Origin of the sequence: Shimia sp. R9_3 (genome assembly GCF_017743755.1) — a bacterium.
Lineage (GTDB): Bacteria > Pseudomonadota > Alphaproteobacteria > Rhodobacterales > Rhodobacteraceae > Shimia.
The window spans coordinates 512,550-533,098 of record NZ_JAGHRP010000002.1 but is presented as its reverse complement, the minus strand read 5'-3'; the positions used below and the strand labels follow the sequence as shown (position 1 = coordinate 533,098).

At 58.2% G+C, this 20,549-nt stretch carries 20 protein-coding genes; 9 read left to right on the top strand and 11 right to left on the bottom strand.

Annotated features, from left to right (window positions below; genetic code table 11):
* Positions 1 to 31 precede the first annotated feature (31 nt).
* From J7412_RS07030 to J7412_RS07020, 3 genes are read right to left on the bottom strand one after another with little or no spacing between them, the layout of a single operon-like run.
* Positions 32 to 1,354 (bottom strand): TRAP transporter large permease subunit, encoded by a 1,323-nt coding sequence (locus J7412_RS07030; RefSeq protein WP_209060912.1) that lies wholly within the window; start codon positions 1,352 to 1,354, stop codon positions 32 to 34.
* The gene (locus tag J7412_RS07025; RefSeq protein WP_209078008.1) at positions 1,354 to 1,950 is read right to left on the bottom strand and encodes a TRAP transporter small permease subunit; all 597 of its coding nucleotides are present in this window, start codon (positions 1,948 to 1,950) and stop codon (positions 1,354 to 1,356) included. The genes J7412_RS07030 and J7412_RS07025 overlap by 1 nt, the downstream gene beginning before the upstream one ends.
* On the bottom strand, positions 1,951 to 2,715 hold the full coding sequence (locus J7412_RS07020; protein WP_209078007.1) for an N-formylglutamate amidohydrolase: 765 nt from the start codon (positions 2,713 to 2,715) through the stop codon (positions 1,951 to 1,953). It lies immediately after the preceding gene.
* Positions 2,716 to 2,845: 130 nt separating this feature from the next.
* Here J7412_RS07020 and J7412_RS07015 point away from each other — a divergent pair, with 130 nt between their 5' ends.
* Both J7412_RS07015 and J7412_RS07010 read left to right on the top strand, forming a co-directional pair.
* Positions 2,846 to 3,709, top strand: coding sequence for a MurR/RpiR family transcriptional regulator (locus J7412_RS07015; RefSeq protein ID WP_247743799.1), 864 nt, complete (start codon positions 2,846 to 2,848; stop codon positions 3,707 to 3,709).
* 269 nt (positions 3,710 to 3,978) lie between these two features.
* A complete protein-coding gene (locus J7412_RS07010; protein WP_209078005.1) occupies positions 3,979 to 5,058 on the top strand; it encodes a response regulator in 1,080 nt (359 codons plus the stop codon).
* A gap of 4 nt (positions 5,059 to 5,062) precedes the next feature.
* Here J7412_RS07010 and J7412_RS07005 read toward each other — a convergent pair whose 3' ends face one another.
* The gene (locus J7412_RS07005) at positions 5,063 to 5,653 is read right to left on the bottom strand and encodes an acyl-homoserine-lactone synthase (RefSeq protein WP_209060927.1); all 591 of its coding nucleotides are present in this window, start codon (positions 5,651 to 5,653) and stop codon (positions 5,063 to 5,065) included.
* A 560-nt stretch (positions 5,654 to 6,213) separates the two neighbouring features.
* On the opposite strand from J7412_RS07005, the gene J7412_RS07000 reads away from it, so the two are divergent.
* The 3 genes from J7412_RS07000 (at position 6,214) to J7412_RS06990 (ending at position 8,528) form a co-directional block, all read left to right on the top strand.
* The gene (locus J7412_RS07000; protein ID WP_209078004.1) at positions 6,214 to 6,594 is read left to right on the top strand and encodes a hypothetical protein; all 381 of its coding nucleotides are present in this window, start codon (positions 6,214 to 6,216) and stop codon (positions 6,592 to 6,594) included.
* Positions 6,595 to 6,703: 109 nt separating this feature from the next.
* On the top strand, positions 6,704 to 8,179 hold the full coding sequence (locus J7412_RS06995) for an ATP-binding protein (RefSeq protein ID WP_209078003.1): 1,476 nt from the start codon (positions 6,704 to 6,706) through the stop codon (positions 8,177 to 8,179).
* Between the two features lie 10 nt (positions 8,180 to 8,189).
* Positions 8,190 to 8,528, top strand: a complete 339-nt coding sequence (locus J7412_RS06990) for an Hpt domain-containing protein (RefSeq protein WP_209078002.1) — start codon at positions 8,190 to 8,192, stop codon at positions 8,526 to 8,528.
* A gap of 9 nt (positions 8,529 to 8,537) precedes the next feature.
* Here the strand turns inward: J7412_RS06990 and J7412_RS06985 are convergent, their stop codons facing one another.
* Entirely contained in the window at positions 8,538 to 8,927 is a 390-nt protein-coding gene (locus J7412_RS06985; protein WP_209078001.1) for a response regulator, read from the bottom strand.
* A 195-nt stretch (positions 8,928 to 9,122) separates the two neighbouring features.
* Between J7412_RS06985 and J7412_RS06980 the strand changes: the two genes are divergently transcribed.
* Positions 9,123 to 9,887 carry an enoyl-CoA hydratase-related protein gene (locus tag J7412_RS06980; protein WP_209078000.1) on the top strand — a complete coding sequence of 255 codons (765 nt, stop codon included), beginning with the start codon at positions 9,123 to 9,125 and terminating at the stop codon, positions 9,885 to 9,887.
* 56 nt (positions 9,888 to 9,943) lie between these two features.
* Here J7412_RS06980 and J7412_RS06975 read toward each other — a convergent pair whose 3' ends face one another.
* Together J7412_RS06975 and J7412_RS06970 are read right to left on the bottom strand one after the other, a co-directional pair.
* Positions 9,944 to 12,187, bottom strand: coding sequence for a molybdopterin cofactor-binding domain-containing protein (locus J7412_RS06975; RefSeq protein ID WP_209077999.1), 2,244 nt, complete (start codon positions 12,185 to 12,187; stop codon positions 9,944 to 9,946).
* Between the two features lie 3 nt (positions 12,188 to 12,190).
* A complete protein-coding gene (locus J7412_RS06970; protein WP_209060935.1) occupies positions 12,191 to 12,649 on the bottom strand; it encodes a (2Fe-2S)-binding protein in 459 nt (152 codons plus the stop codon).
* 416 nt (positions 12,650 to 13,065) lie between these two features.
* On the opposite strand from J7412_RS06970, the gene gap reads away from it, so the two are divergent.
* Both gap and J7412_RS06960 read left to right on the top strand, forming a co-directional pair.
* Complete coding sequence (gene gap / locus J7412_RS06965) at positions 13,066 to 14,064, top strand: type I glyceraldehyde-3-phosphate dehydrogenase (protein WP_209077998.1); 999 nt, start codon at positions 13,066 to 13,068, stop codon at positions 14,062 to 14,064.
* A gap of 84 nt (positions 14,065 to 14,148) precedes the next feature.
* Positions 14,149 to 14,292: a hypothetical protein gene (locus tag J7412_RS06960; RefSeq protein WP_209060938.1), complete on the top strand. Its 144-nt coding sequence runs from the start codon at positions 14,149 to 14,151 to the stop codon at positions 14,290 to 14,292.
* Positions 14,293 to 14,374: 82 nt separating this feature from the next.
* Here the strand turns inward: J7412_RS06960 and J7412_RS06955 are convergent, their stop codons facing one another.
* Positions 14,375 to 15,187 carry an ABC transporter permease gene (locus J7412_RS06955; protein ID WP_247743798.1) on the bottom strand — a complete coding sequence of 271 codons (813 nt, stop codon included), beginning with the start codon at positions 15,185 to 15,187 and terminating at the stop codon, positions 14,375 to 14,377.
* Between the two features lie 169 nt (positions 15,188 to 15,356).
* Here J7412_RS06955 and J7412_RS06950 point away from each other — a divergent pair, with 169 nt between their 5' ends.
* Positions 15,357 to 15,953: a GcrA family cell cycle regulator gene (locus J7412_RS06950; protein WP_209060939.1), complete on the top strand. Its 597-nt coding sequence runs from the start codon at positions 15,357 to 15,359 to the stop codon at positions 15,951 to 15,953.
* A gap of 196 nt (positions 15,954 to 16,149) precedes the next feature.
* Here the strand turns inward: J7412_RS06950 and J7412_RS06945 are convergent, their stop codons facing one another.
* The 3 genes from J7412_RS06945 to J7412_RS06935 form a co-directional block, all read right to left on the bottom strand.
* Positions 16,150 to 16,971 carry a prephenate dehydrogenase/arogenate dehydrogenase family protein gene (locus J7412_RS06945; protein ID WP_209077997.1) on the bottom strand — a complete coding sequence of 274 codons (822 nt, stop codon included), beginning with the start codon at positions 16,969 to 16,971 and terminating at the stop codon, positions 16,150 to 16,152.
* Positions 16,972 to 17,165: 194 nt separating this feature from the next.
* The gene (locus J7412_RS06940) at positions 17,166 to 18,383 is read right to left on the bottom strand and encodes a multidrug effflux MFS transporter (protein WP_348540475.1); all 1,218 of its coding nucleotides are present in this window, start codon (positions 18,381 to 18,383) and stop codon (positions 17,166 to 17,168) included.
* Between the two features lie 5 nt (positions 18,384 to 18,388).
* Positions 18,389 to 20,323: an AsmA family protein gene (locus J7412_RS06935; protein ID WP_209077996.1), complete on the bottom strand. Its 1,935-nt coding sequence runs from the start codon at positions 20,321 to 20,323 to the stop codon at positions 18,389 to 18,391.
* Positions 20,324 to 20,549 lie beyond the last annotated feature (226 nt).

Genomic DNA, 20,549 nt, shown 5'->3' with positions numbered 1-20,549 from the left:
CTGGCCCCGTTTTCGGCGCTCTGTAGATTTTTTATTTTCCGTAGACATATTCCGGCAGCCACAGCGCGATCTGTGGGAAGATCATCACCAATGTGAGTGCCAGAACCATGACAAACACGAAGGGCACGATGCTGCGATAGATGTCGCGCAGGGTGACTTCGCTTGGTGCCATGGCCCGCATGAGGAACAGGTTATAGCCGAATGGCGGTGTCATATAGGCGATCTGTGTGGTGATCGTATAAAGCACGCCGTACCAGATCAGATCAAAGCCAAGCGCCTTCACCAGTGGCACATAAAGCGGCGCCACGATGACCAGCATCGCTGTGTCGTCCAGAAATGTGCCCATCAGGATGAAGCTCAGCTGCATCAGGATCAGGATCATCCAGGGATCAAGCCCCAGTTGCTCGGTGAACAGATTGTCGATGGCTTTCACCGCGCCCAGCCCGTCAAACACCGCACCAAAGCCCAGTGCGGCGAGAATGATCCACATGAACATGCAGGAAATGCCAAGCGTGCTGCGCACAGAGGTTTCAAACACTTCCCGTGTCATACGCCCCTTCAGCACGGCGGCCACAAAGGCTGTGATCGCACCAATCGCCGAACTTTCCACCAGCGATGTCCAACCGTTCACAAAAGGCACCATCATGGTGGCGAAGATCACGATTGGCAGCAGACCGGCCCGCAGTAGGCGCAGCTTTTCTGCGCGCGAAATATCACGATCCGCCTCAGGCAAGGCCGGGCCAAGCTCCGGCTGAATACGGCAGCGGATCACCACGTAGAGGATGAACATCGCCGCCATCATCAGGCCTGGGAACACACCGGCCAACCACAGCTGCCCCACCGGCTGGCGCGCAATCATGGCATAAAGTACGAGCACCACAGAAGGCGGCACCAGAATGCCAAGGCTCGATCCCGCTTGAATGACCCCGGTCACCATGCGTTTGTCATAGCCCCGTTTGAGCAGCTCCGGCAGCGCAATGGTCGCCCCAATCGCCATGCCCGCAACGCTGAGGCCGTTCATGGCCGAAATCAGCACCATCAGCAGGATCGTGCCTATCGCCAGACCGCCCCGCACCGGCCCCATCCAGACATGGAACATCTTGTAGAGATCGTCGGCGATTTTGGATTCACTGAGCACATAGCCCATGAAAATGAACATTGGCAGCGTCAGCAGCGGATACCATTTCATCAGCTTCATCGCGGCGGAGAAGCCAATATCACTGCCCCCCGTGCCCCACAGCAGCACCGCTGCCAGAACACCCACAAAGCCAATGGCCCCAAAGACCCTCTGCCCCGTCATGAGCATCAGCATCATAGTCGAGAACATCAGAATGGCGATCATTTCATAAGACATCAGTAGTCAACTCCACGCATCCGCGCGATGTCTTTGAACAGTTCAGAAACCGCCTGTAAGAACATCAGTATAAAGCCAAAAAGCATGATCAGCTTGATTGGCCAGAGAACCGGCCGCCACGCAGTCGGGCTGCGCTCGATATAGCCAATGATTTCACTGGCCGCCTCTTTGCCACCGGTGACATAGGCCCAGACCAGATCGCGATAAAACGCATAAGGCTCCACGCCAAAGTGCCCCAGCGAATAGGCGCTGGACCCCACGGCCCCATGAATGAGGATCGCGATATAAAACATCAGGAAGAACACGGTCATCGCATCCACCGTGGCGCGCTGGCGCAACGTCCATCCCCCGTAAAACAGGTCCATCCGCACGTTCGATCCAAGCTGCATCGAATATGGTCCGCCAAGGATGTAGTAGGTCACCATGGCAAACTGCGCCATCTCAAGCGTCCACAGCGAAGGCGTCGCAAAAGTCTTTGAGAAGGAGGACCACAGCAAAATCGCCATCATGACGAAAATCCCGTACATGATGAACCGCCCAATCCGGCGGTTAAATCCGTCAATGCCGCGAATGTAGAGCCGCACAAGCTTTGGCATTTACAGCCCCTCTTCCATCGTAGAGTTGTCAGCAAGCGTATGAAGGCCTGCACGCAGCGCGCCTTCGATCACATCGGCCATATGCGCAATCTGCGCCTCAGTGCGCAGCAGATCATTGCGCACCTCAAGCATCACATTTGCCACCTTATTTTTCAGGCCATAAAGCTGCAGAGAGTGGGTCACGCCGTCTTCCGGCCCATAAGGCGCATTGCGTTGCACATCATGCTCAGAGTCCGAAAGCGCCTCCAGCATCCCATCCGCCAGTCGCGTGTCCCGGTCATGCAACACGCCAATCTCCACCGCGCGCGGTACGCCGTGATAAACTGGCGTAAACGAATGCACGGTGACCAACGCCTTGGGTTCCATCAAAACCAGGACCTGCTCCACCCCAGCCCGGAATGGCATATAGATCTGCTGCACACGCGCGTCCCGCGCATCCGCTGACAGATCAACATTGCCGGGAATGTCAAAAACCTCACTGCGCTGGGGGATCGCGCTCTCCGCTTCGGGCGGGCGATTGCAGTCATACAATAGGCGCGACACGCCACCGGCCACCAAGGTGCTGCCAAAGCGCTGCGCCAGCAGCCGTGTCAGCGCAAGCGCCCCCGGATCCCAAGCCACGTGGCTCTCGCGCACGTCATCGCTCAGCCCAAGTGTGCCAAAGCAATCGGGGAAATGATTGGAAGCGTGCTCACAGACAAACAGCACATCACCAGGCGTGACCGGCCCTTCAACATGTACCACTTCGTCGTCTTCTAAAGTCATTGGTGCCCCCTTTGTGAACAAACTTCTTCAGGAGCTCATCTTCTGTCAATAATTATTCTGAAAGTTCTTCTTCTTTCGAAAAAACCCTGAAACTATGCTTACAGAAACAGCAGAGAGATGGGGCACCCCCTTGGCAGACACCGCGCAGGAAAAGATTAACAAGGTTTATGAAAGCCTTACGCGCGCTGAGCGGCAGCTCGCAGGCGTGATTCTGGAAAACTATCCTATGTCCGGCATGGGCTCGATCACGCGACTTGCTGAGAAGGCGTCGGTTTCCACACCAACGGTGGCACGTATGGTGCAAAAACTCGGCTATTCCGGGTTTCCCGAATTTCAGGATACTTTGCGGCAGGAAGTGGAAGCGCGCTTTTCCAACCCCATTGCCAAACATGAAAGCTGGGCGCAAAGCGCCCCCGAAGAGCACCTTCTCAACCGTTTCACCGAGGCCGTGATCGGCAATATCCGCCAAACTCTGGCAAGTGTTGATCCGGCACAATTTGACGCGCTGGCCGCGCTGCTCGCCGACGAAAGCAACGCGCTTTATATCACCGGTGGTCGCATCACCCACGCACTCAGCGAATATCTACACCTTCATATGCAGGTCATTCGCGCGCGCGTGCGCCACATCCGGTCCACCTCAAACGCATGGCCGCACGACCTGCTGGACATTTCCGAAGGCGATGTTGTGCTGATCTATGACATCCGGCGCTATGAGAATTCCACCTTGCGGCTAGCCGAGATCGCAAAGGCGCAGGGCGCGCGCGTAGTTCTTATCACCGACCAATGGCAAAGCCCGATCAGCCAATACGCGGAGATTTCGCTGAATTGTCGGATCGAAGCCCCTTCGGCCTGGGATTCCACCATTGCCATGATGCTCTTGTCCGAAACCTTGATCGCCGCCGTGCAGGAAGCCTCTTGGGGCCGGACCGAACAACGCATGCGCACACTGGAAGACATGTTCGACCAGACAAAGATCTTCCGGAAATTTGTCTGAGCGAGCACCTGTCACCAGTTTCACCCCAAGGTGGAAGTTAAGGCAAACGGGAGCCTCAAACACCCACAAATGCCCCTAAGCTTTTGATTTTGAACGGATTGATCTCCTAACAAATCCTTAATTTTTTCGAATCAAGTCAATCTTTCGCCCCTTTCTGGACGCATTCGCTTTGCAACATCTGACCAAGGCCGGTGGGCAGAAGCCGCGTCGGCACTGTTGGTTTGCGTTTCACGCTTTATCAGACAGGCAGCCACAGAAAGGGCTGAGACATGAAGATATTGGCCGTCGATGACGACGAGAGCATTTGCGCGCTTCTGGCGGAGGCCGTTGCGACCAAAACCGATCACACCATCGTCACGGTGCCTTCGGGCCCCGAGGCCATCCGCGCGATTGCCAAAGCCAAAGTGCCTTTTGACTGCTTCCTGCTCGACATCCAGATGCCCGTGATCGATGGCATCACGCTGGCAGGCAAAATCCGCAAGACCAAAGGCTATGCCCGCACGCCCATCATCATGCTGACCGCGATGTCTCAGAAGAAATACATCGATGGGGCCTTCGCTGCGGGCGCCACCGACTTTGTCACCAAACCTTTTGATTTCCTGGAGCTTTTCAGCCGCATCTCTCTGGCGCACCGCATTGTGTCCGAACAGCACCGCATCACAGAGACCGCCAGCGAAATGGCGGCCTTGAAGCGGGATCTTCTGGAAACAACCACCCACAGCCTCAAAGAGCCCATTGAGCTCGCCGGCGTAACCCAGATGGTTGGATATGTTGCTTTTGAAAACCACCTGATGGGCCTGCCCCGCTCCACCCTGCTGCGCAGCATGGCTTTCGGGGTTAAGGTCGACACCATTCAAAGCGCCTATACCGCGCTCTCGCCTGTCGCCTTTCGGCGCATGCTTACGGATGTCTCCAGCGAGCTGATGTCGGTGGTGGCAGACAATGACGCAATCGCGACCTATCGCGGCAATGGCGTTTTCCTTTGCGTTGCCCCGCGCAGCCGATCCTTTGAAAACACGCACGTCGAAGCCGCGCTCAACGAGCGTCTAAGCTACGTTCCGTCAACGCAGATTGATGGTTTGATGAGCAAAACAACGGTCGGAGAGCCGCAAACCTTGCGCACCCTGACCCGGGCAGGCGCGGTTCTGGCTTTGCAGCGTGCGGTCGCCAATGCGGAAATACGGGCCACCAACCAGCGCAGCAGTTTTGCATATTTGCGCAAGACAATGCGCCATCATCCTGGCAGCGGGTTCCAGACCGAAATGGAACGCCGCGCTTATGAGCATCTGCTCCAAGACGCTTTGCGTGAAGACATCGACACGCGCCCCGCAGCAGCCGCTTTCAGCTAACGCCTCAGTGGCGGTGGGTGTTTGACAGATCCATACGCGCAACCTGCACCGGAAGCCCGTCCACCAGCATGATCGGCCCTGCCGCTTCTGCCACCAGACCAAGTCGTCTGATCCAACGCGGCCAAACTGCGGGCACCAGACCAAGAACATGCTTGGCGTCCATGGATCGTGCTGTGGTGATCAGCTTTTGCATCAGCTGCGTCTGCACTTCCATGCGCTGCTCAGCTGGCACATCCCGCGCCACAAAAACCCGGCTGGCGTCAAATACTCTCGGATCGATGGGCGCTTCGTCAAACAGCAGGTTGCTGGGGATTGACTCCAACATGCCCTTCTGCGCGTCCCGCACCATATAAGAGTACATGCCACATCTTGCGGTGGTCGGTGTCAAACGCACCCCGGCAAGCACGCGCTCGCCTTCATGAACCGCAATCCAGCTGCTTGCTGGCGTGTCGTACTGATCGTATTCCATACCCGCCACTTCTGGCAGGTCCCATTTATTCTGTACAATGAAGGACTGTTTGCGAGCCCTTAGTAGGTTGACCATCAGTTCGCCATGCTTGTGCATGTTCTCGAACGAGAGGGTCGTCGTCAGCATATCCATTCTCTCTCCGGATACCTCTTTGCCCCTTCCCAACCGTGTACACTGACAAATCCTAAAAAATTGTATTCACTCACAACAACGTCGATTTTCGGATGCAAAACACACGCAACCGACCAATCATCGCATCACCCATAGGTAGAAAGTTCGCGCTTAGACAAAGAGTACGGCAGACAAAAGTTTGGAACAGAAAAACGAACTATATCCATACAAAATAGTGACTTAACTCATAACCCACCAGAGTTTACCACCTAGAAAAAGCGCCCCCCAAACACCCATAGCACGATTGAGGCACAAATTTAGTTAAACATCTAGTGAAAAAGTTCACTAGGTGAAGTTTGTTGAGTGTTTCTGTAATGTGAACACAGTTTTTCTAATTTTAGTGCAATTTTATGTATTAAATTTACCATTCGTAAAGCTTTTGGTCCGATTTACAGGATAGGTGGGGACTAGAAATGACTTCGTAAATTCTCCCCGGCAAGACCATCAAAATGCCGCTTTCCAAAGTGAGATTCGGCAAACACCCCATCCAAGGGGCCGTCAGTTCGGAGGATGCCATGCAGACCTATTTTTTGAATTTTCACATCAAAGGTGAAATCGCGCATACGCTGCTGCTTTCTGAGCCGGAACCAAAGCTTATGGTCGACATCTCCGCTCAAACAGCCACCGAGTCTGACGCCCCCGGATTTCGCTACCCGCGCCGCGTGAGCTTCACCGTACGTGACAAGGCGCTTATCGAGCGGTTCCGCACCACTGTCTCCCCCGGGGACGTGATCGAAGCCACCGGCACCTTTGATCAATCCGGCTACGTGCCCCATCACAGAGGCCATATCGACACGACGTTCGAATTGCTCGATTTTGAAATCTCCCGCCCGGAGATGGAGCTTCAGCACAACGGTCGCGTCTTCAAAACCGATCACAGCGCCCCTGCGCATTAAACCCGCGTGGCCGCTGCCCCCCAAGATTGCGCATCCTACAGATGCTTGGGGCATCGCGCCAAACAGATTGAACGCACCGCGTCGGTCACTCTCACTTGGATGTTGCAGAATGCACATTGAACAACCTGAAAAGACGACGCGATCCACACGAATGACCCGCCTGTTTGGCAAACCTTTGCGCGGTTTGTTTCCCATCGCGGCCCATCAGGTTGAGGACACCCGCCGCCTGCATCAGGAAATTCACGATTTTGCGCTTGGCGGCATCACCCTCTTCTGGCAGCGCCAAGGCATCTACGCCGGTGCTGGTTTTCTCTGTGGTTTCTATTTTTCCTGGAGCCTTGCTGCGTTTTGCTACCTGTTCATTCAGGCCACCGATCTGTTTGACAACTCGATTTGCTACAAGGTGATTAACCGTACGGATCATTCCTTGCGCCACAGCCAGCGCCTGCTCCGTGGTTTGTCCCTGTCAAACGCGCTTTCCGCCGCCTCAATCGCCACCTTCATTCTGCTGCTGGCCCGCCTCGAAGGCCCCGGTCAGCACTTTATGTCGCTGTTCTTCTTGTTCGCCGCCGGCCTTTTTGCCGCCGTAAATAATCACCAGCTGACGCAAATTCTGGGCCTTCGGCTGATCACTTACGGCGTGATTTTTATCTACATTCCGGTGTCAGACATCCTGGCCCAAGACGCATCCTTTGACTCCAAGCTCTGGCTCCACTTTGCGACCGCCCTGTTTGTGCTCTATTTCGTGCTTGAGTGCTCCACGATCTTTCTGCGCATGTATCAACGCACGCTGGACCAGATGGATGAGCTGCGCGCAGAGCGGGACAAGGCGCGCGAAGGCTATGAGCTCAAATCGCAATTTGTTTCGGTTGTCAGCCACGAGCTGCGCACGCCTCTGACCTCCATCACCGGCTCGCTCACTCTGCTGCGTGAAACCGATCTGGCCAAAAATCCAGACAGCGCCAACCGCATGCTTGAGATCGCGCATAAGAACAGCAAGCGCCTCAGCAAACTGATCAACGATCTGCTCGACATCCAGAAAATGGAAGCGCGCAAGATGGTCTACCATTTTGCCCCTGTCGATCTCGGCCAGCTGATACATGACGCGGCACAATCCATCACGCCTTACGCGGATCAGTTTGAAATTGTGGTGCGCACAGCGCCGCCGCCTCAGCCTCTCACGGTGCGCGGCGACAACGAGCGCCTGATGCAGGTGCTCGACAATCTGCTGTCCAATGCCGTGAAATTCTCCCATTCCGGCGGCTATATTGAGCTTGGCGCACGTCTGGAAGGCGGGTGCGCGATCCTAGAGGTGCGCGACTACGGCATCGGGGTTCCGCCGGAAAGCAGCCACCTGATTTTTGACAAATTCCAACAGGTGGATACCTCTGACAGCCGCAAGTTTGACGGCTCCGGGCTTGGCCTCTCCATCGCCCAGCAGATCATCGAAGACCATGGCGCCGCCATCGACTTTGAAAGCACATTGGGCGAGGGCAGCCGCTTCTTTGCGATCTTCCCGCTTTGCGACACAGAGCAGGACATCAGCATTGAACTCCCCCAATCCCCTGCACAGCAAGACGCCTGAGACTGCAGCCATGTTTCCGTCCAAATATCAAAGAAAGTTTGCCGGGCTGCGCCGTCGTTTTTTGTCAGGGCTGCCCGCGCGGGAAGCGGAAATCGAAGATCTCACCGCCACGCTGCTGGAGCACGGCGCGTCCCCCAAAGCGCTTGAAGAGCTTTATCTCGCCACACACAAACTCGCCGGCATCAGCGGTACCTACGGCCTAAGGAAACTCGGCGATCTGGCGGCAGAGGTGGAACAATTGCTGGAGCCCGTGCGCCTCAGGCTCCCCACACCGCACGAACTCGAAAGCATTCTGGTCGCAACCGACATTCTCAGCGAAGAGCTGGGCGAGGTGATTGCCACCGCCTGAGGGGTCTTCTCAGCTGGCCTGTTGCGCCGCGATCAACTGGCGCAGCTGATCTGGCAACGCCACCGGGTCAAACGGCTTCTGAATGGCGCCAATCGCGCCCTCCCGGATCTCGTCTTCATCTTTGGAAGCGATGTCTTTTGATGTCATGAACACCGCAGGGGTCTGCGCAAGCTCCGGCAAGGCGCGCATCGCAGCCAGCGTTTCCACACCGCTCAGGCCCGGCATCATCACATCAAGCACCATCAAATCGGGCGCAAAAGCCACCGCCTGTGCAAGCGCATCTTCGCCGCTGGCACATTGCAGCACCTCAAACCCTCCCAGTTCCACCAACGCGAGAAGTGTAATCTCCCGAATATCGGGATCATCCTCGACATGTAGAATTTTGCGAAGCCCCGTCATCCGCAGCCACCCCAATACCCCATTACCATCACCACGCTGGTTACCCTAACCGCTGAACCGCTTTGAGAAAAGCCTCCACAGTTTTGCCGATGACAGCAGCCAATTCATGACGCGGCGTAGCCAATGAGCGCCCGACTTGAGCGATGCCCAATTTTACCGCAGCCTGTGAGCATTCGCGTCCGCACAGGAGATGTCATGGCCACGCCCCCCCTTTTGAAAGAGCGCATCGGCAGCGCAATGGTGCTGACCCTCAATGATCCGGCCCGGCGCAACCCGATCGGGGCGCCTTTGCGCGCTGCTTTGTCTGAGGCTCTCGAAGAGATTGAGACCGACACAAGCATCCGCGCGGTCATCCTCACGGGGGCCGGTGGCAATTTCTGCTCAGGCGGCGATATCGCCGCAATGGACGCGCCGATGCGGCAGAAGCGGATCAACTTTGAACAGGTCAAACGGCTGGCCAATCAAATCACCGGCGCGTCTGTTCCGGTGATCGCCGCCGTTGAAGGCTGGGCCGCTGGCGCTGGCCTGTCTCTTGCGATGATGTGTGACACGGTGATTGCGGCAAAATCGGCCCGTTTCCTCTCGGCCTTTCCAAAGATCGGCCTGATGCCGGATTACGGTCTGCTCGCATCCCTGCCCGCCCGCATCGGTCAGGCGCGCGCGCGTCAGGTGATGCTCTATGCCCGTCCGGTTGATGCCCCCACGGCGCTCAGCTGGGGCATGGCGGATGACATGGTGGAGGATGGAGACACCCTTAAGGCGGCGCTCAGTCTGGCACAGCACGTAGAGACACTTGGGCCGGAAGCTCTGCGCGCGATCAAAGCCTTCAGCTCCGGGCGGCTGGACAGCGCCATCGATTATGAGCGCGATGTGCAGCCGCGCCTGCTCGGCAGCGACAATGCCAAAGAAGGGCGCGCTGCTTTCTTTGAGAAGCGGCCTCCACGGTTCATCCCCGACTGAAAAAAGAAAAACCCGCCGAGAATATCGGCGGGTTCATTTGTTTCAGATCGTTCCGATCACACAAAATCAATGTGATGGTAGAGCGGCAGCTCCCGAATGCGTTGCCCTGTCGCGGCAAAAATCGCATTGGCCAAGGCAGGCGCTGCAGGCGGCACCGGAGGTTCACCGACGCCACGGATTTTCTCTCCGTTCTCAAGACCTTTCACAAAGATCTCCGGACATTGATACATCCGCATCGCCTCTGCATCCCAATAGTTGGACTGCTCCACCATCCCGTCGGAATAGGTGATTTCGCTGTTGATCGCATGGCCCAGCGCAAAGACCACGCCACCCTGAACCAGATTTTCAAAGTTCACCGGGTCGAGCACACGGCCAACATCCGCAGCGACCCAGACCTTGTCGATCTTGATGCCGTCCTCGGTGCTGGTCACCTCAATCACTTCGGCGGTTGGCACCCCAAAGCTCTCAACAAAAGCAACTCCTCGGCCTTTGCCTTCCGCAAGCGGACTGCCCCAATTGGACATCTCGCCAGCCGCTTCCAGCACTTTGCGCGCGACCGGATTGCTGATCAGACGGATGCGTTCCTCGAGCGGATCCGCACCGGCCGCATGGATCAGCTCGTCCAGCATGCTGTCAAAGAAGAACCCGCCCGCAGAGGCCCCAACCGAGCGCCAGCTCGACGTTGGTGCCAGCTCCGGCACGCGATAGGCCCGCATCCGGTAGTTATCAAAGCTGTAAGGCGCATCCCAAGCTCCGGCCGCGATCTGCGTGTCCGGCCCCGGAATACTTATGCCCATACGCCCCATTTGAGAGGACGCGACAGAGGGCATGGCGATCTGCAGATCAGCAGCCACCACCTTGCCATCTTTCACCGCACCGGAGGCACGTGCCATCCCGATGTGGCGTGTGAAATCATGGGCAAAGTCCTCTTCGCGGCTGTAGGTCAGTTTCACCGGTGTACCGCGCATCTGGTTGGCGACCTCAGCGGCAAGTTTGACCTGTTCAAACTCCAGCCGGTGGCCAAAGCTGCCGCCCATGTAGCGGTTCACCAGATCAACCTGTTCCGGCTTATGGCCCGTGATCGCAGCCACCTGCTGCTGCAGCATGATCTGGATTTGATGACCGGTCCAGACGGTGACCTTGTCGTCCTCCACCAAAACCGTGGCATTTAACGGCTCCAGCGGCTGGTGCGCCACATAGGGCACGCGATACTCCACCTCGATCGCCGCACCTTCTGAGGCAATGGCCGCGGGCGCATCGCCCTCATCACGCCATTTCTTATCGAGCTGCTCCTCGTCGAAGCTCGCAGCAACCGCCGCCCAATGGCCATCCTGCTCCGCCGGATAAGGCGCTTCACCCCAATCAAAATCAATGGCTTGCGCGGCCTGAATGGCGCGCCATGTGTTGTCGGCCACAACCGCAACACCACCGGTGACCTCAAGGATCTTCTGAACGCCGCGCATCTCTTTGGCGGCGCTTGCGTCATAGCTTTTCAGGCCACCGCCCTTGCGCGGATTGCAAACCACAGTGGCATGCATAGCGCCTTCGACCTCAACATCGATGCCATATTCCAAGGTGCCAGTGGACTTCGCCAGAATATCCAGCCGCTGCATGGGTTTGCCCAGCAGACGCCATTCGCTTGGGTCACGCAGCTTGATGTCCATTACCGGCTCAAGCTTTGCCGCCTCAGCGGCCAGCTCGGTGTATTTCAGCGCGCTCCCGTCCGGCAACTGCACTGCACCATTGGCCGTCTTCAGCTGCGCTACAGGCACCCCGCTGACGTTGGACGCCGCCAGCTTGAGCGTTTCGCGCGCAATCGCCCCCGCTTCGCGCAGTTTCACATAGCTATCGGGCACCCCGCTGGAGCCGCCCGTGATCTGCAAGCCCAACAGCTTGGCAAACCCTGACATCACGGTCCGCGCGCTTTCTGCGACAAAACTTGTGTCACCCGATTGAAACGGCACGCCATCAGCCGAAAGCGCCCGGTTCCAATAGGCCTTGTCAGGCTTGCCGAAGCTGGTCTCGACCTGATCCAACTCGATGTCCAGCTCTTCGGCAATCAACGCCGCTTGCACATGGGCAATCCCCTGCCCCTTATCCCCGTGCGGCCCGATCAGCGTGACTTTCTCGCTGTCGATGATCACCCACGGATTGAAGGTCGCGGCCCCGTCCGCCAGCCCTTCTTTCAGAGGGTTTTCATAGGGTGTCTTCACACGGTAGACGCCAAAGGCCACCCCGCCGACAACAGCGGCAGCGCCAAGCAAAAACGAACGGCGGGCGATCTTTCCAACAGTTCCCATGGCTTACACCTCCTGCAACTTGGAGGCTGCGGTTTTTACCGCTGCACGGATACGCGGATAGGTGCCACAGCGGCACAGATTGCCGCTCATGGCGTCATCAATGTCCTCATCCGTCGGGTTCGGGATATCAGACAACAGCGAGGCCGCCTGCATGATCTGCCCCGACTGGCAGTAGCCACATTGCGCCACCTGATGCTCCACCCAGGCTTCTTGCACCGCATGCAATGCACCGGGCTGCCCCAAACCGTTGATCGTGGTCACTTCGCCATCCACATCCGCCACAGGCGTCTGGCAGGAGCGCACCGCAACCCCATCAATATGCACCGTGCAGGCGCCACATGCGGCAACGCCGCAGCCGTATTTCACACCTTTGATGTTCAGCTCATCTCTGAGCACCCACAGAAGCGGCATGTCGTCTTCAACATCCACCTCATGTTTTTTTCCATCCACGATCAATTGCATAAGCTGTCTCCCGTTCGTTGGAACCGTTCGCGTTAGCCTCCAGATAACGCAGCTTCGTAAAAAATCACTCGCAGATCGTGCCAAATCTCAAAGACGCTGGGTCAATCGCCTGTGATGCCCTCATCCGACCGACTTCTCGTGGGTGGTCAGCAGGCCTGCGTGCGCCCGCTGCAACTTGCTGATTCGGCACGACTGGAGAATTGCGTCAGCCCCCACCTTGTTAACCAACTCTTTACGAACAGCCTAAGAATGTTAGCGATACCGTGAGCGGCACCGATACCGCAACCGATAGCGGCATCGGTACAGTTTATCGCTAACACACTCATAATTCACGGTATTTCACCTTCCGCAAAGACAACGCGGCGACTATAGCAATACCCAATCCCTATTTATCCGCGCAGCTACAGGAGCGCCTCATGACTGTTACCGTCGGCATCAATGGTTTTGGCCGTATTGGACGTTGCACTTTGATGCACATCGCAGAGGAAACGCGCGAAGATGTGCGCGTTGTCAAAGTGAACGCCACCGGCCCGCTGGACACCGCAGCTCACCTGATCCGTTATGACTCCGTACACGGCCGCTTCCGCAACGAAGTAGTGGCTGGCAACGGCACCATGGATGTGGGCATGGGCCCGATGCGCATGTACTCCACCTACGACATGGACGAGCTGGACTGGGACGGTGTGGACATCGTTCTGGAATGCACCGGCAACTTCAACGACGGTGAGAAAGCCAAAAAGCACCTAGAGCGCGGCGCGAAGAAAGTGCTGATCTCTGCTCCTGCGAAAAACGTGCAGAAGACCATCGTCTTCGGTGTGAACGATCATCAGCTCGAAGCCAACGACAACATGATCTCCAACGGCTCCTGCACCACCAACTGTCTGGCGCCTGTGGCCAAAGTCCTGAACAACGCTTTCGGCATTGAAAGCGGCATCATGACCACGATCCACGCCTACACCGGCGACCAGCCAACCCTGGACCGCCGCCACAACGATCTCTACCGCGCCCGTGCCGCTGGTATGTCCATGATCCCGACCTCCACCGGTGCCGCCAAGGCGCTGGGTGAAGTGCTGCCTGAACTCAAAGGCAAGCTCGATGGGTCCGCAATCCGCGTGCCAACCCCGAATGTGTCTGCCGTGGATCTGACCTTCACCGCATCCAAAGATGTCACCGCCGAAGATGTGAACGCCGTGATGGCCGAAGCCGCTGCCGGTGAAATGAAAGGCGTTCTGGGCTACTCCGAATTGCCGCTGGTTTCGGTTGATTTCAACCACACCACCGAAAGTGCTACCTTCGCAGCAGAGCAAACCAAAGTGCTCGGCGGCCGTCTTGTGCGCGTGCTGGCATGGTATGACAACGAATGGGGCTTCTCCGCACGTATGGCGGATGTTGCAGCCAAAATGGGCCGCATCTAACCCAAACCCATACTAAATCTTGCGCCCTCGGATGGGGTCAGGCATATCTGCTCTGACCAAAATCATCCGGGGGCGCAGTGCTTCATGACCAATCCCATCGCTGTTTTTCTCGTCTTACTCTTTCTGACGGGTTTGGGTTTGGACATGCTGTTTAACGACAGCGCCGCTTCACTGCTTTTGGCCAAGAAGTTCTTTGAACTGATCGAATGGGTCGCCTTCTGGCGCTAGTCGGAACCGCTTAGCGCAAAGAGAGAGGGCTGCTCTCGTTTCCGAAAATAGCCCCCAAGCAATCTCACTCATTTGACGCCGGTCAGCTCTTGAGCCGATAGCCGGTTTTCAGCATCCACCACGCAATGGTGCAGAGCGCTGCGGTGACGGTTGCTACAACCACCAGCCCCAGCACCGGTGCGCCGTCAGATACCCCAATCACGCCAAAACGTGTGCCATCAATCAGATAGAAGATCGGGTTCACGCGGGTGAAGCTCCGCAGCACCGGCGGCAAGGCCTCAACGGAATAGAATGTGCCGGAAAGAAAAGCCAAGGGGGTCACGATGAAGTTTGTGATCGCCGCCATCTGATCGAACTTCTGCGCAAAAATGCCAGCCACGATGCCAACGGCGCCCATCATCGCGCCACCAAGCGCAACAAACAGCAACGCCCAGAGCGGGTGTGCAACCCCCTGCCCCAGAACCAGCCCCACAACGACGCTCATGGCCACGGCCACAAACAGCCCCCGTGCCACCGCGCCAGCCAGATAGCCAAGCACCATTTCCAGCGGAGCGAGCGGCGGCATCAGCGTGTCGACAATATTGCCCTGCACTTTGGAGATCACGATTGAGGAGGAGGTATTGGCAAACGCATTCTGGATCACCGTCATCATCATGATACCGGGGATCAGAAAGGTCAGAAACGGCACGCCCATCACATCGCTGCGGCTTGGCCCGATCGCGATGGAAAAAATCAGCAGGAACAAACCCGCGGTCACCAGAGGCGCCAGAAGGGTCTGCGTCCAGACGGACATAAACCGCAGAATCTCCCGCTGCGCGAGGGTCTGCAGCCCCAGCCAATTTACGCGCCCAAAGCGGCGCACACCCATTTGCAACGGTTGATCGCTCTTTGCCATGTCTCTCTGCCCTCACTGAGTTGTGCCTGCTGCGCCATTGTCCGCGATTGTCCGGGCGCGAAGTGATTCTTCGCCTTGTAACTCGGGCTGGGGTGGCTAGAATAGGCCCCTGACCAAGAAATGCAGAGGCGGCCTTAGGCGGGCCGCTTTTTAGCTGAGGAAGTGACGAATGTCCTGGACCGACGAGCGCGTAGAGCTGTTGAAAAAAATGTGGGGCGAAGGCCAATCGGCCAGCCAGATTGCCAAGGAGCTCGGCGGCGTGACCCGCAATGCCGTGATTGGCAAAGTCCATCGTCTGGGCCTGTCCAACCGCACCACCGGCAGCACCGCGAAAGCCGAGAGCAAACCAAAGGCAGAGGCCAAGCCAAAGGCAGCGCCCAAACCCAAGGCTGCGCCAAAGCCAAAGGCAGAGCCTAAAGCGGAAGAGGCAAAGCCGGAACCCAAGACCGAACCTGCGGTCGCCGCGCGTCCGCCACAGCCGCTGCGCAAGGCCATCATCCCCGCAGGTCAGCCGCTGCCGCCGCAGCCCTCCGCCAATGAAATCAGCCCGGAGGCGCTGGCCAAGGTCAATGAGGTGGAGAAAACCGCCAAGAAGCTCTCTCTGATGGAGCTGACCGAGCGCACCTGCAAATGGCCTGTCGGCGATCCGGCAACCGAGGATTTCTGGTTCTGCGGCCTGCCTGTGCAAGCCGGCAAACCTTACTGTGAGGCCCATGTCGGCGTCGCCTTCCAGCCGATGAGCTCGCGCCGCGACCGCAAACGCTAAGACGTCTCACAATCAGACAAGCAACAGCCCCGTCGATCCCTATCGCCGGGGCTTTTCTTTTTTGGGCGCACGCCCCCTAGCGTTAAAGCCGCAAGGCCTCTGAGCCTATGCATCAAAACGCATCCAAAGAATTTCAAACTCTGGATGCGCGGGCCTTTCTCTTCGGGGGCTGCGCCATGATCGCTGTTGTTGCGGTTTACGCCGCAGGTGACACGCTCTGTCCCTGAACAAGCAGGGTGGCTTGTTCAAATTGATCGCGCAGCACTTCGGCCTTTTGGAAGAACGCCGCGCGCACTTCTTTGGCATAAGGATTGGCCACCTCAATCGCGTGCAAAACCGTGGGCGGATCGTCCTGCACCATGCCCACAGCCTCCCGCAGCAGATCAAAGCTCGCCGTGGTCAGGCGTTCTGGCAGCGGCCCCAAGTCCGTCATAACCTTGCCGATCAGGTGGGTCAGCCCCTGCACCATCGCCAACTCGCGGTCATGATCCTCTGCTGTGGTCACAATCACATTCAAACCCCGTTGGCGCAGAAAAGCGGCTATCCGACGCCAGCGGGTGCCACGCACCGGACACAGCGCGATCTTCCGCCCTTTCACGCTCTCCTTCGCACTTTGCGGTCCAAACAGCGGATGGGTTCCCAAAATCTCCACATGCGGCGGCAGATGCGCCTGCATATCCGCCATCGGGGCCACTTTGACGGAGCCCACATCCATCACCACCGTGCCCGGTTTCAGATGCGGGGCCAGCGCCCGGCACACATGCGCCATACGCGCCACCGGCACCGCCAGGATCACCACATCACACTGGGCCACCTCCGCCAGCCCCTGCAGCGCCAGCCGCCGCCCATCCGGCAGCACGGCGCGGCTGTACGCCGGATCACAGATCGTCAGCGCACATTGCCCAGCCAGCTCACGCGCCACCAACCGGCCAAAACCGCCAAAGCCCACCAGCCCCACACGGAGCTGCGCCTGCGCGCCCAGTTTGGCGCCATTCAAAAGTTTGAGTTCATGTCCCATGACCGGACCCCTTGTCTATCGGGCCACGCCTGTCGGGGGTCTCATGTGTTGGAAGGTTTTTTGGCTTCATCCCCGGCAAACGCAGCGGATGAAAATGCTAAAGACCCCGCCACTATGTGGTCAGGGGATAATAGATGCCAAAAAAGATGCCTTCAGTGTCCATGCCTGCTTCGTGCCACAGGGAAATTGCCCGGTCAAGCCGCTTCTGAGGTCTCCTCAAGCGGCTCTTTGATATCAAGCCAACGCACGTAAATCGCACATATAAGCGAAATCGCCACACAGCCGATCATCAGCCCATAGAGCAACAAAACGCCATTCTGCGGCGTCAGCACAGCGCCTGTCACGCTGGTCATAACCGCGCCGATTGCAACGCTCATCGCGCCAGACAGCCCAGAAGCGCTGCCCGCCAGTTTCGGGCGCACCGACATCGCACCGCTGTTGGTCGATGGCAGGGTTAAGCCGTTGCCTATGCCCACAAATATCACCGCGCTGGTGAAGGTCACCGGATGCACAAATCCGGCCAGAACAATCACAAGCCCCAGCAGCAGACCAAACAGACCAACCACCCGACCGGAGAGAATAAGGATCCACAATGGTAAACGCTGCGCCAGTTTTCCTGACAGGTAGGAGCCAAAGGAAAACCCGATCGCAATCGCCCCAACCGACATTCCAACAGAAGAAGGGCTAAGACCAAACACCTCGGCCCCAACCAAAACGGAGCCGGTGATATGCACGTAAAACGCCCCGACAGAAAAGCCGCTGCAAAGGGCATAGCCCCAGAAACGCCGGGATTTCAGAAGCGCGGGATAGGTGGCAAACTGCTCGCCCATGGTCGCGGCGCGGTCGGTGTTGGTCTCGCCCAGATCACGCCAGCACAGCGCCAGCAATCCAAATCCCATCACCAGATAAACCACAAAGCTCGCACGCCAGCCAAAACTCTCATGCAGCAGCCCGCCCACCGTTGGCCCCAACATCGGCGCAATGGCCATGACCATGGAGATATAGCCCAACTTGCTGGCGGCCTCCTGCGGCCCGTGCATATCGCGCACCACCGCCCGGCTCAGCGCGATGCCGACCACCCCCGCGGTCTGCAACATCCGCCAAAAGAGAAATCCTTCGATGCTTGCCGCCCACAGGCACCCCGCCGATCCGAAGGTAAAGATCGCCAGCCCCCACAGCATCACCGGTCGGCGCCCGTAGCGATCTGACAGCGGCCCGATCACCACCTGCAAAATCACGGTGATGGCCAGAAAGCCCCCCAACGAGAGGTTGGCAACCGCGTAGTCCACGTCAAACTCCGCGGCGATGGCCGCCATCGAGGGCAGGAACATATTGAGCGACAGCACCGACATGGCCGTCAGCAGCACCAGTGTGTTCAGATGTGGCGGGCTCCGCCCCGGATCATCCGTCACGCCCGTCAGTTCCCACCCAGAAGGTTCAGCAGACCTTTCTTGGCCTCATTCTCCAGCTTGTCTTTAATCGCATCTTCAGTGGATTGGCCCTCTCCGGCCTGCAACCCAAGCTCACCTTCCACAGCCTCTTTCACACTGTCCTCAATGGCATCCAGATCCGCCTGAAACCCGCTTTTGATGGCGGCTTCCAGATCCGGCACAATGCTTGGATTGTGCCAACTGCCCCGGATTTTCACCGGCACCATCAGCGCAGGCCCATCTTGGCCGCGCACCTGTGGGGTAAAGAGGTAATCAATCGTCTGCAGCCCAAGCCCCACCGTGCCTGCCCCTGTCGCCGCCAATCGCGGCAGCCCCATGACCAAGTCCTGATTGCTGAGCACGCCTTCTGAAATCGTCCAGCTCGCCGCCATATTGTCAAACACCGTGGTGCCGCCGGTCACATCCCCGCGCAGCAGACGGTCCAGATCAATCCCGTCGATGGTACCCCGCCCGACAGAGAGGTTGCCCTCCCCGCTCATGGCATTCATCAGCGCGTCCAGAGTGTTGCCAGAGCTCAAAAACGTGCCCCGCGCATCTGCTGATCCGGTGAACCTGTCAATATCCGCAGTGGCGGACAGGAATGGCTTCAGCCCGATCTGGGCCGCAGTCAGATCACCGCGCACCGAAAGACCATTGCGGTTGTTGGCCACAAAGGTGCCCTGCACCGTGCCACCAAAAGCGGCCATTTCACTGATCGTTGCCACCGCGCGCGCGTTTTCGATCTCCACCGTCGCACGGGTTTTGCCAAACACGATCCCGCCAAGGTCCATTTCTTCCGCCGCAAAGCTGATTGTGCCATCCACAAAGTTCAGCGCACTTGCATCAATGGGATCCTTCGACCACCCGCCGGTCTCAGCGCCCCCACCAGCAGAGGTTGCCTCTGCCGGTTGCGCGCTGCTGGCCAGTTGCAGCCGCCTTGTGGCCACCTGCGCCGCCACTTTGGGGCGCACGCCGTTAAGGTCCACATCCGCTTGCAGTGTCACCGCATTGCCCAGCGCCTCAAGACTCCCGCCACGCAGAGAAAACAGTCGCTCCCGGGTCAGCGTCACATCTCCTGAGGCCGCCAACGGCCCGTCAATGCCCCCCGCTCCCAGAGCTGCCAGAAAGGCAGCCCCGTCGCTTGCCTCAACCTCCAGCCGCCCGCTGGCTTCCGGTGCCAGACCAAACTGGCCTTCAAAGCCCGCGCGCCCTCCAGCCGCGTCCAATGCGAGTGAAACACGGGTGTTACCCCCCTGCAAAAGCCGCAGCGGGTCGGCCACCGTCGCCTCAACAGCAATCTCCTCTCCGAAAGGTGCCGCGGTTACGGAAAGCTGTGCAGGCGCGGTCACCTGAGGCCAGCGCAACTCAAGGGCCAGCCCGGCAACATCCTGAACCAACGCACCATTTTCCACATAGCGCACGCGCGCCTCACTCAGAACCAGACGTTCCAGCGTGATCCGGCTGAGCGCGCTTGAGGCGCCTGAAGTGGGTGCTTCCGCTGCTGGCTCGGTTGGTTCAGCGCTCGCAGCGCCCCTACCCGCGTCCAATTCCCAGTTCGCGCGCCCGTCTTGCGCCACTTCCAAAATCACATCTGGAGCCACAAGCTCCACGGTCTTGATGCGAATGTCGCCGCCAATTGCGGCCATCACATCCACGCCGATCACTGCGCTTTCCGCTTGAAACATCGGCCCTTGCTCAGACCATGCGGCGTTGGCGAATGTCACGGCCTCCGTGCGCACCCCAAGCACCGGAAACCAGCTGATGCCAACCTCGCCCTCAAACGCCAGCTGCCGTCCGGTCTGCGCTTTCACCTGATCTGCCGCCAATTTGGCGATCTTCTCGCCCGGCAACGCCACCACCAGCACCACCGCAGCAACCGCCAACAGAACCACCGCCGCCAAAATCCCTCGGATCACCTTCATCAGAAGACCTCTCCCTACTGCTCTGCAACCAGCCTAGAGCGCGAAAAACAGGCAAGCAACGGCCCTTCCTGCGCGACAGGCCCAAATTTCTTCAAACCAACGTGGGAAAAAGCGCGACACAGGCGCCAATCTCGGACGCTTGCAAGTTCCCAATGCCCCAAGCGCGCCTGAGCTTTCTGCCACTGAGCTGCCTCCGATCTCCCTTTGCCAAACCCGCGGCGCTGCC

Coding starts and splice junctions, on each gene's coding strand:
- J7412_RS07030 (WP_209060912.1), bottom strand. CDS start 1,354: ATGTCTTATGAAATGATCGCCATTCTGATGTTCTCGACTATGATGCTG.
- J7412_RS07025 (WP_209078008.1), bottom strand. CDS start 1,950: ATGCCAAAGCTTGTGCGGCTCTACATTCGCGGCATTGACGGATTTAAC.
- J7412_RS07020 (WP_209078007.1), bottom strand. CDS start 2,715: ATGACTTTAGAAGACGACGAAGTGGTACATGTTGAAGGGCCGGTCACG.
- J7412_RS07010 (WP_209078005.1), top strand. CDS start 3,979: ATGAAGATATTGGCCGTCGATGACGACGAGAGCATTTGCGCGCTTCTG.
- J7412_RS07005 (WP_209060927.1), bottom strand. CDS start 5,653: ATGCTGACGACGACCCTCTCGTTCGAGAACATGCACAAGCATGGCGAA.
- J7412_RS07000 (WP_209078004.1), top strand. CDS start 6,214: ATGCAGACCTATTTTTTGAATTTTCACATCAAAGGTGAAATCGCGCAT.
- J7412_RS06995 (WP_209078003.1), top strand. CDS start 6,704: ATGCACATTGAACAACCTGAAAAGACGACGCGATCCACACGAATGACC.
- J7412_RS06990 (WP_209078002.1), top strand. CDS start 8,190: ATGTTTCCGTCCAAATATCAAAGAAAGTTTGCCGGGCTGCGCCGTCGT.
- J7412_RS06985 (WP_209078001.1), bottom strand. CDS start 8,927: ATGACGGGGCTTCGCAAAATTCTACATGTCGAGGATGATCCCGATATT.
- J7412_RS06980 (WP_209078000.1), top strand. CDS start 9,123: ATGGCCACGCCCCCCCTTTTGAAAGAGCGCATCGGCAGCGCAATGGTG.
- J7412_RS06975 (WP_209077999.1), bottom strand. CDS start 12,187: ATGGGAACTGTTGGAAAGATCGCCCGCCGTTCGTTTTTGCTTGGCGCT.
- J7412_RS06970 (WP_209060935.1), bottom strand. CDS start 12,649: ATGCAATTGATCGTGGATGGAAAAAAACATGAGGTGGATGTTGAAGAC.
- gap (WP_209077998.1), top strand. CDS start 13,066: ATGACTGTTACCGTCGGCATCAATGGTTTTGGCCGTATTGGACGTTGC.
- J7412_RS06960 (WP_209060938.1), top strand. CDS start 14,149: ATGACCAATCCCATCGCTGTTTTTCTCGTCTTACTCTTTCTGACGGGT.
- J7412_RS06955 (WP_247743798.1), bottom strand. CDS start 15,187: ATGGCAAAGAGCGATCAACCGTTGCAAATGGGTGTGCGCCGCTTTGGG.
- J7412_RS06950 (WP_209060939.1), top strand. CDS start 15,357: ATGTCCTGGACCGACGAGCGCGTAGAGCTGTTGAAAAAAATGTGGGGC.
- J7412_RS06945 (WP_209077997.1), bottom strand. CDS start 16,971: ATGGGACATGAACTCAAACTTTTGAATGGCGCCAAACTGGGCGCGCAG.
- J7412_RS06935 (WP_209077996.1), bottom strand. CDS start 20,323: ATGAAGGTGATCCGAGGGATTTTGGCGGCGGTGGTTCTGTTGGCGGTT.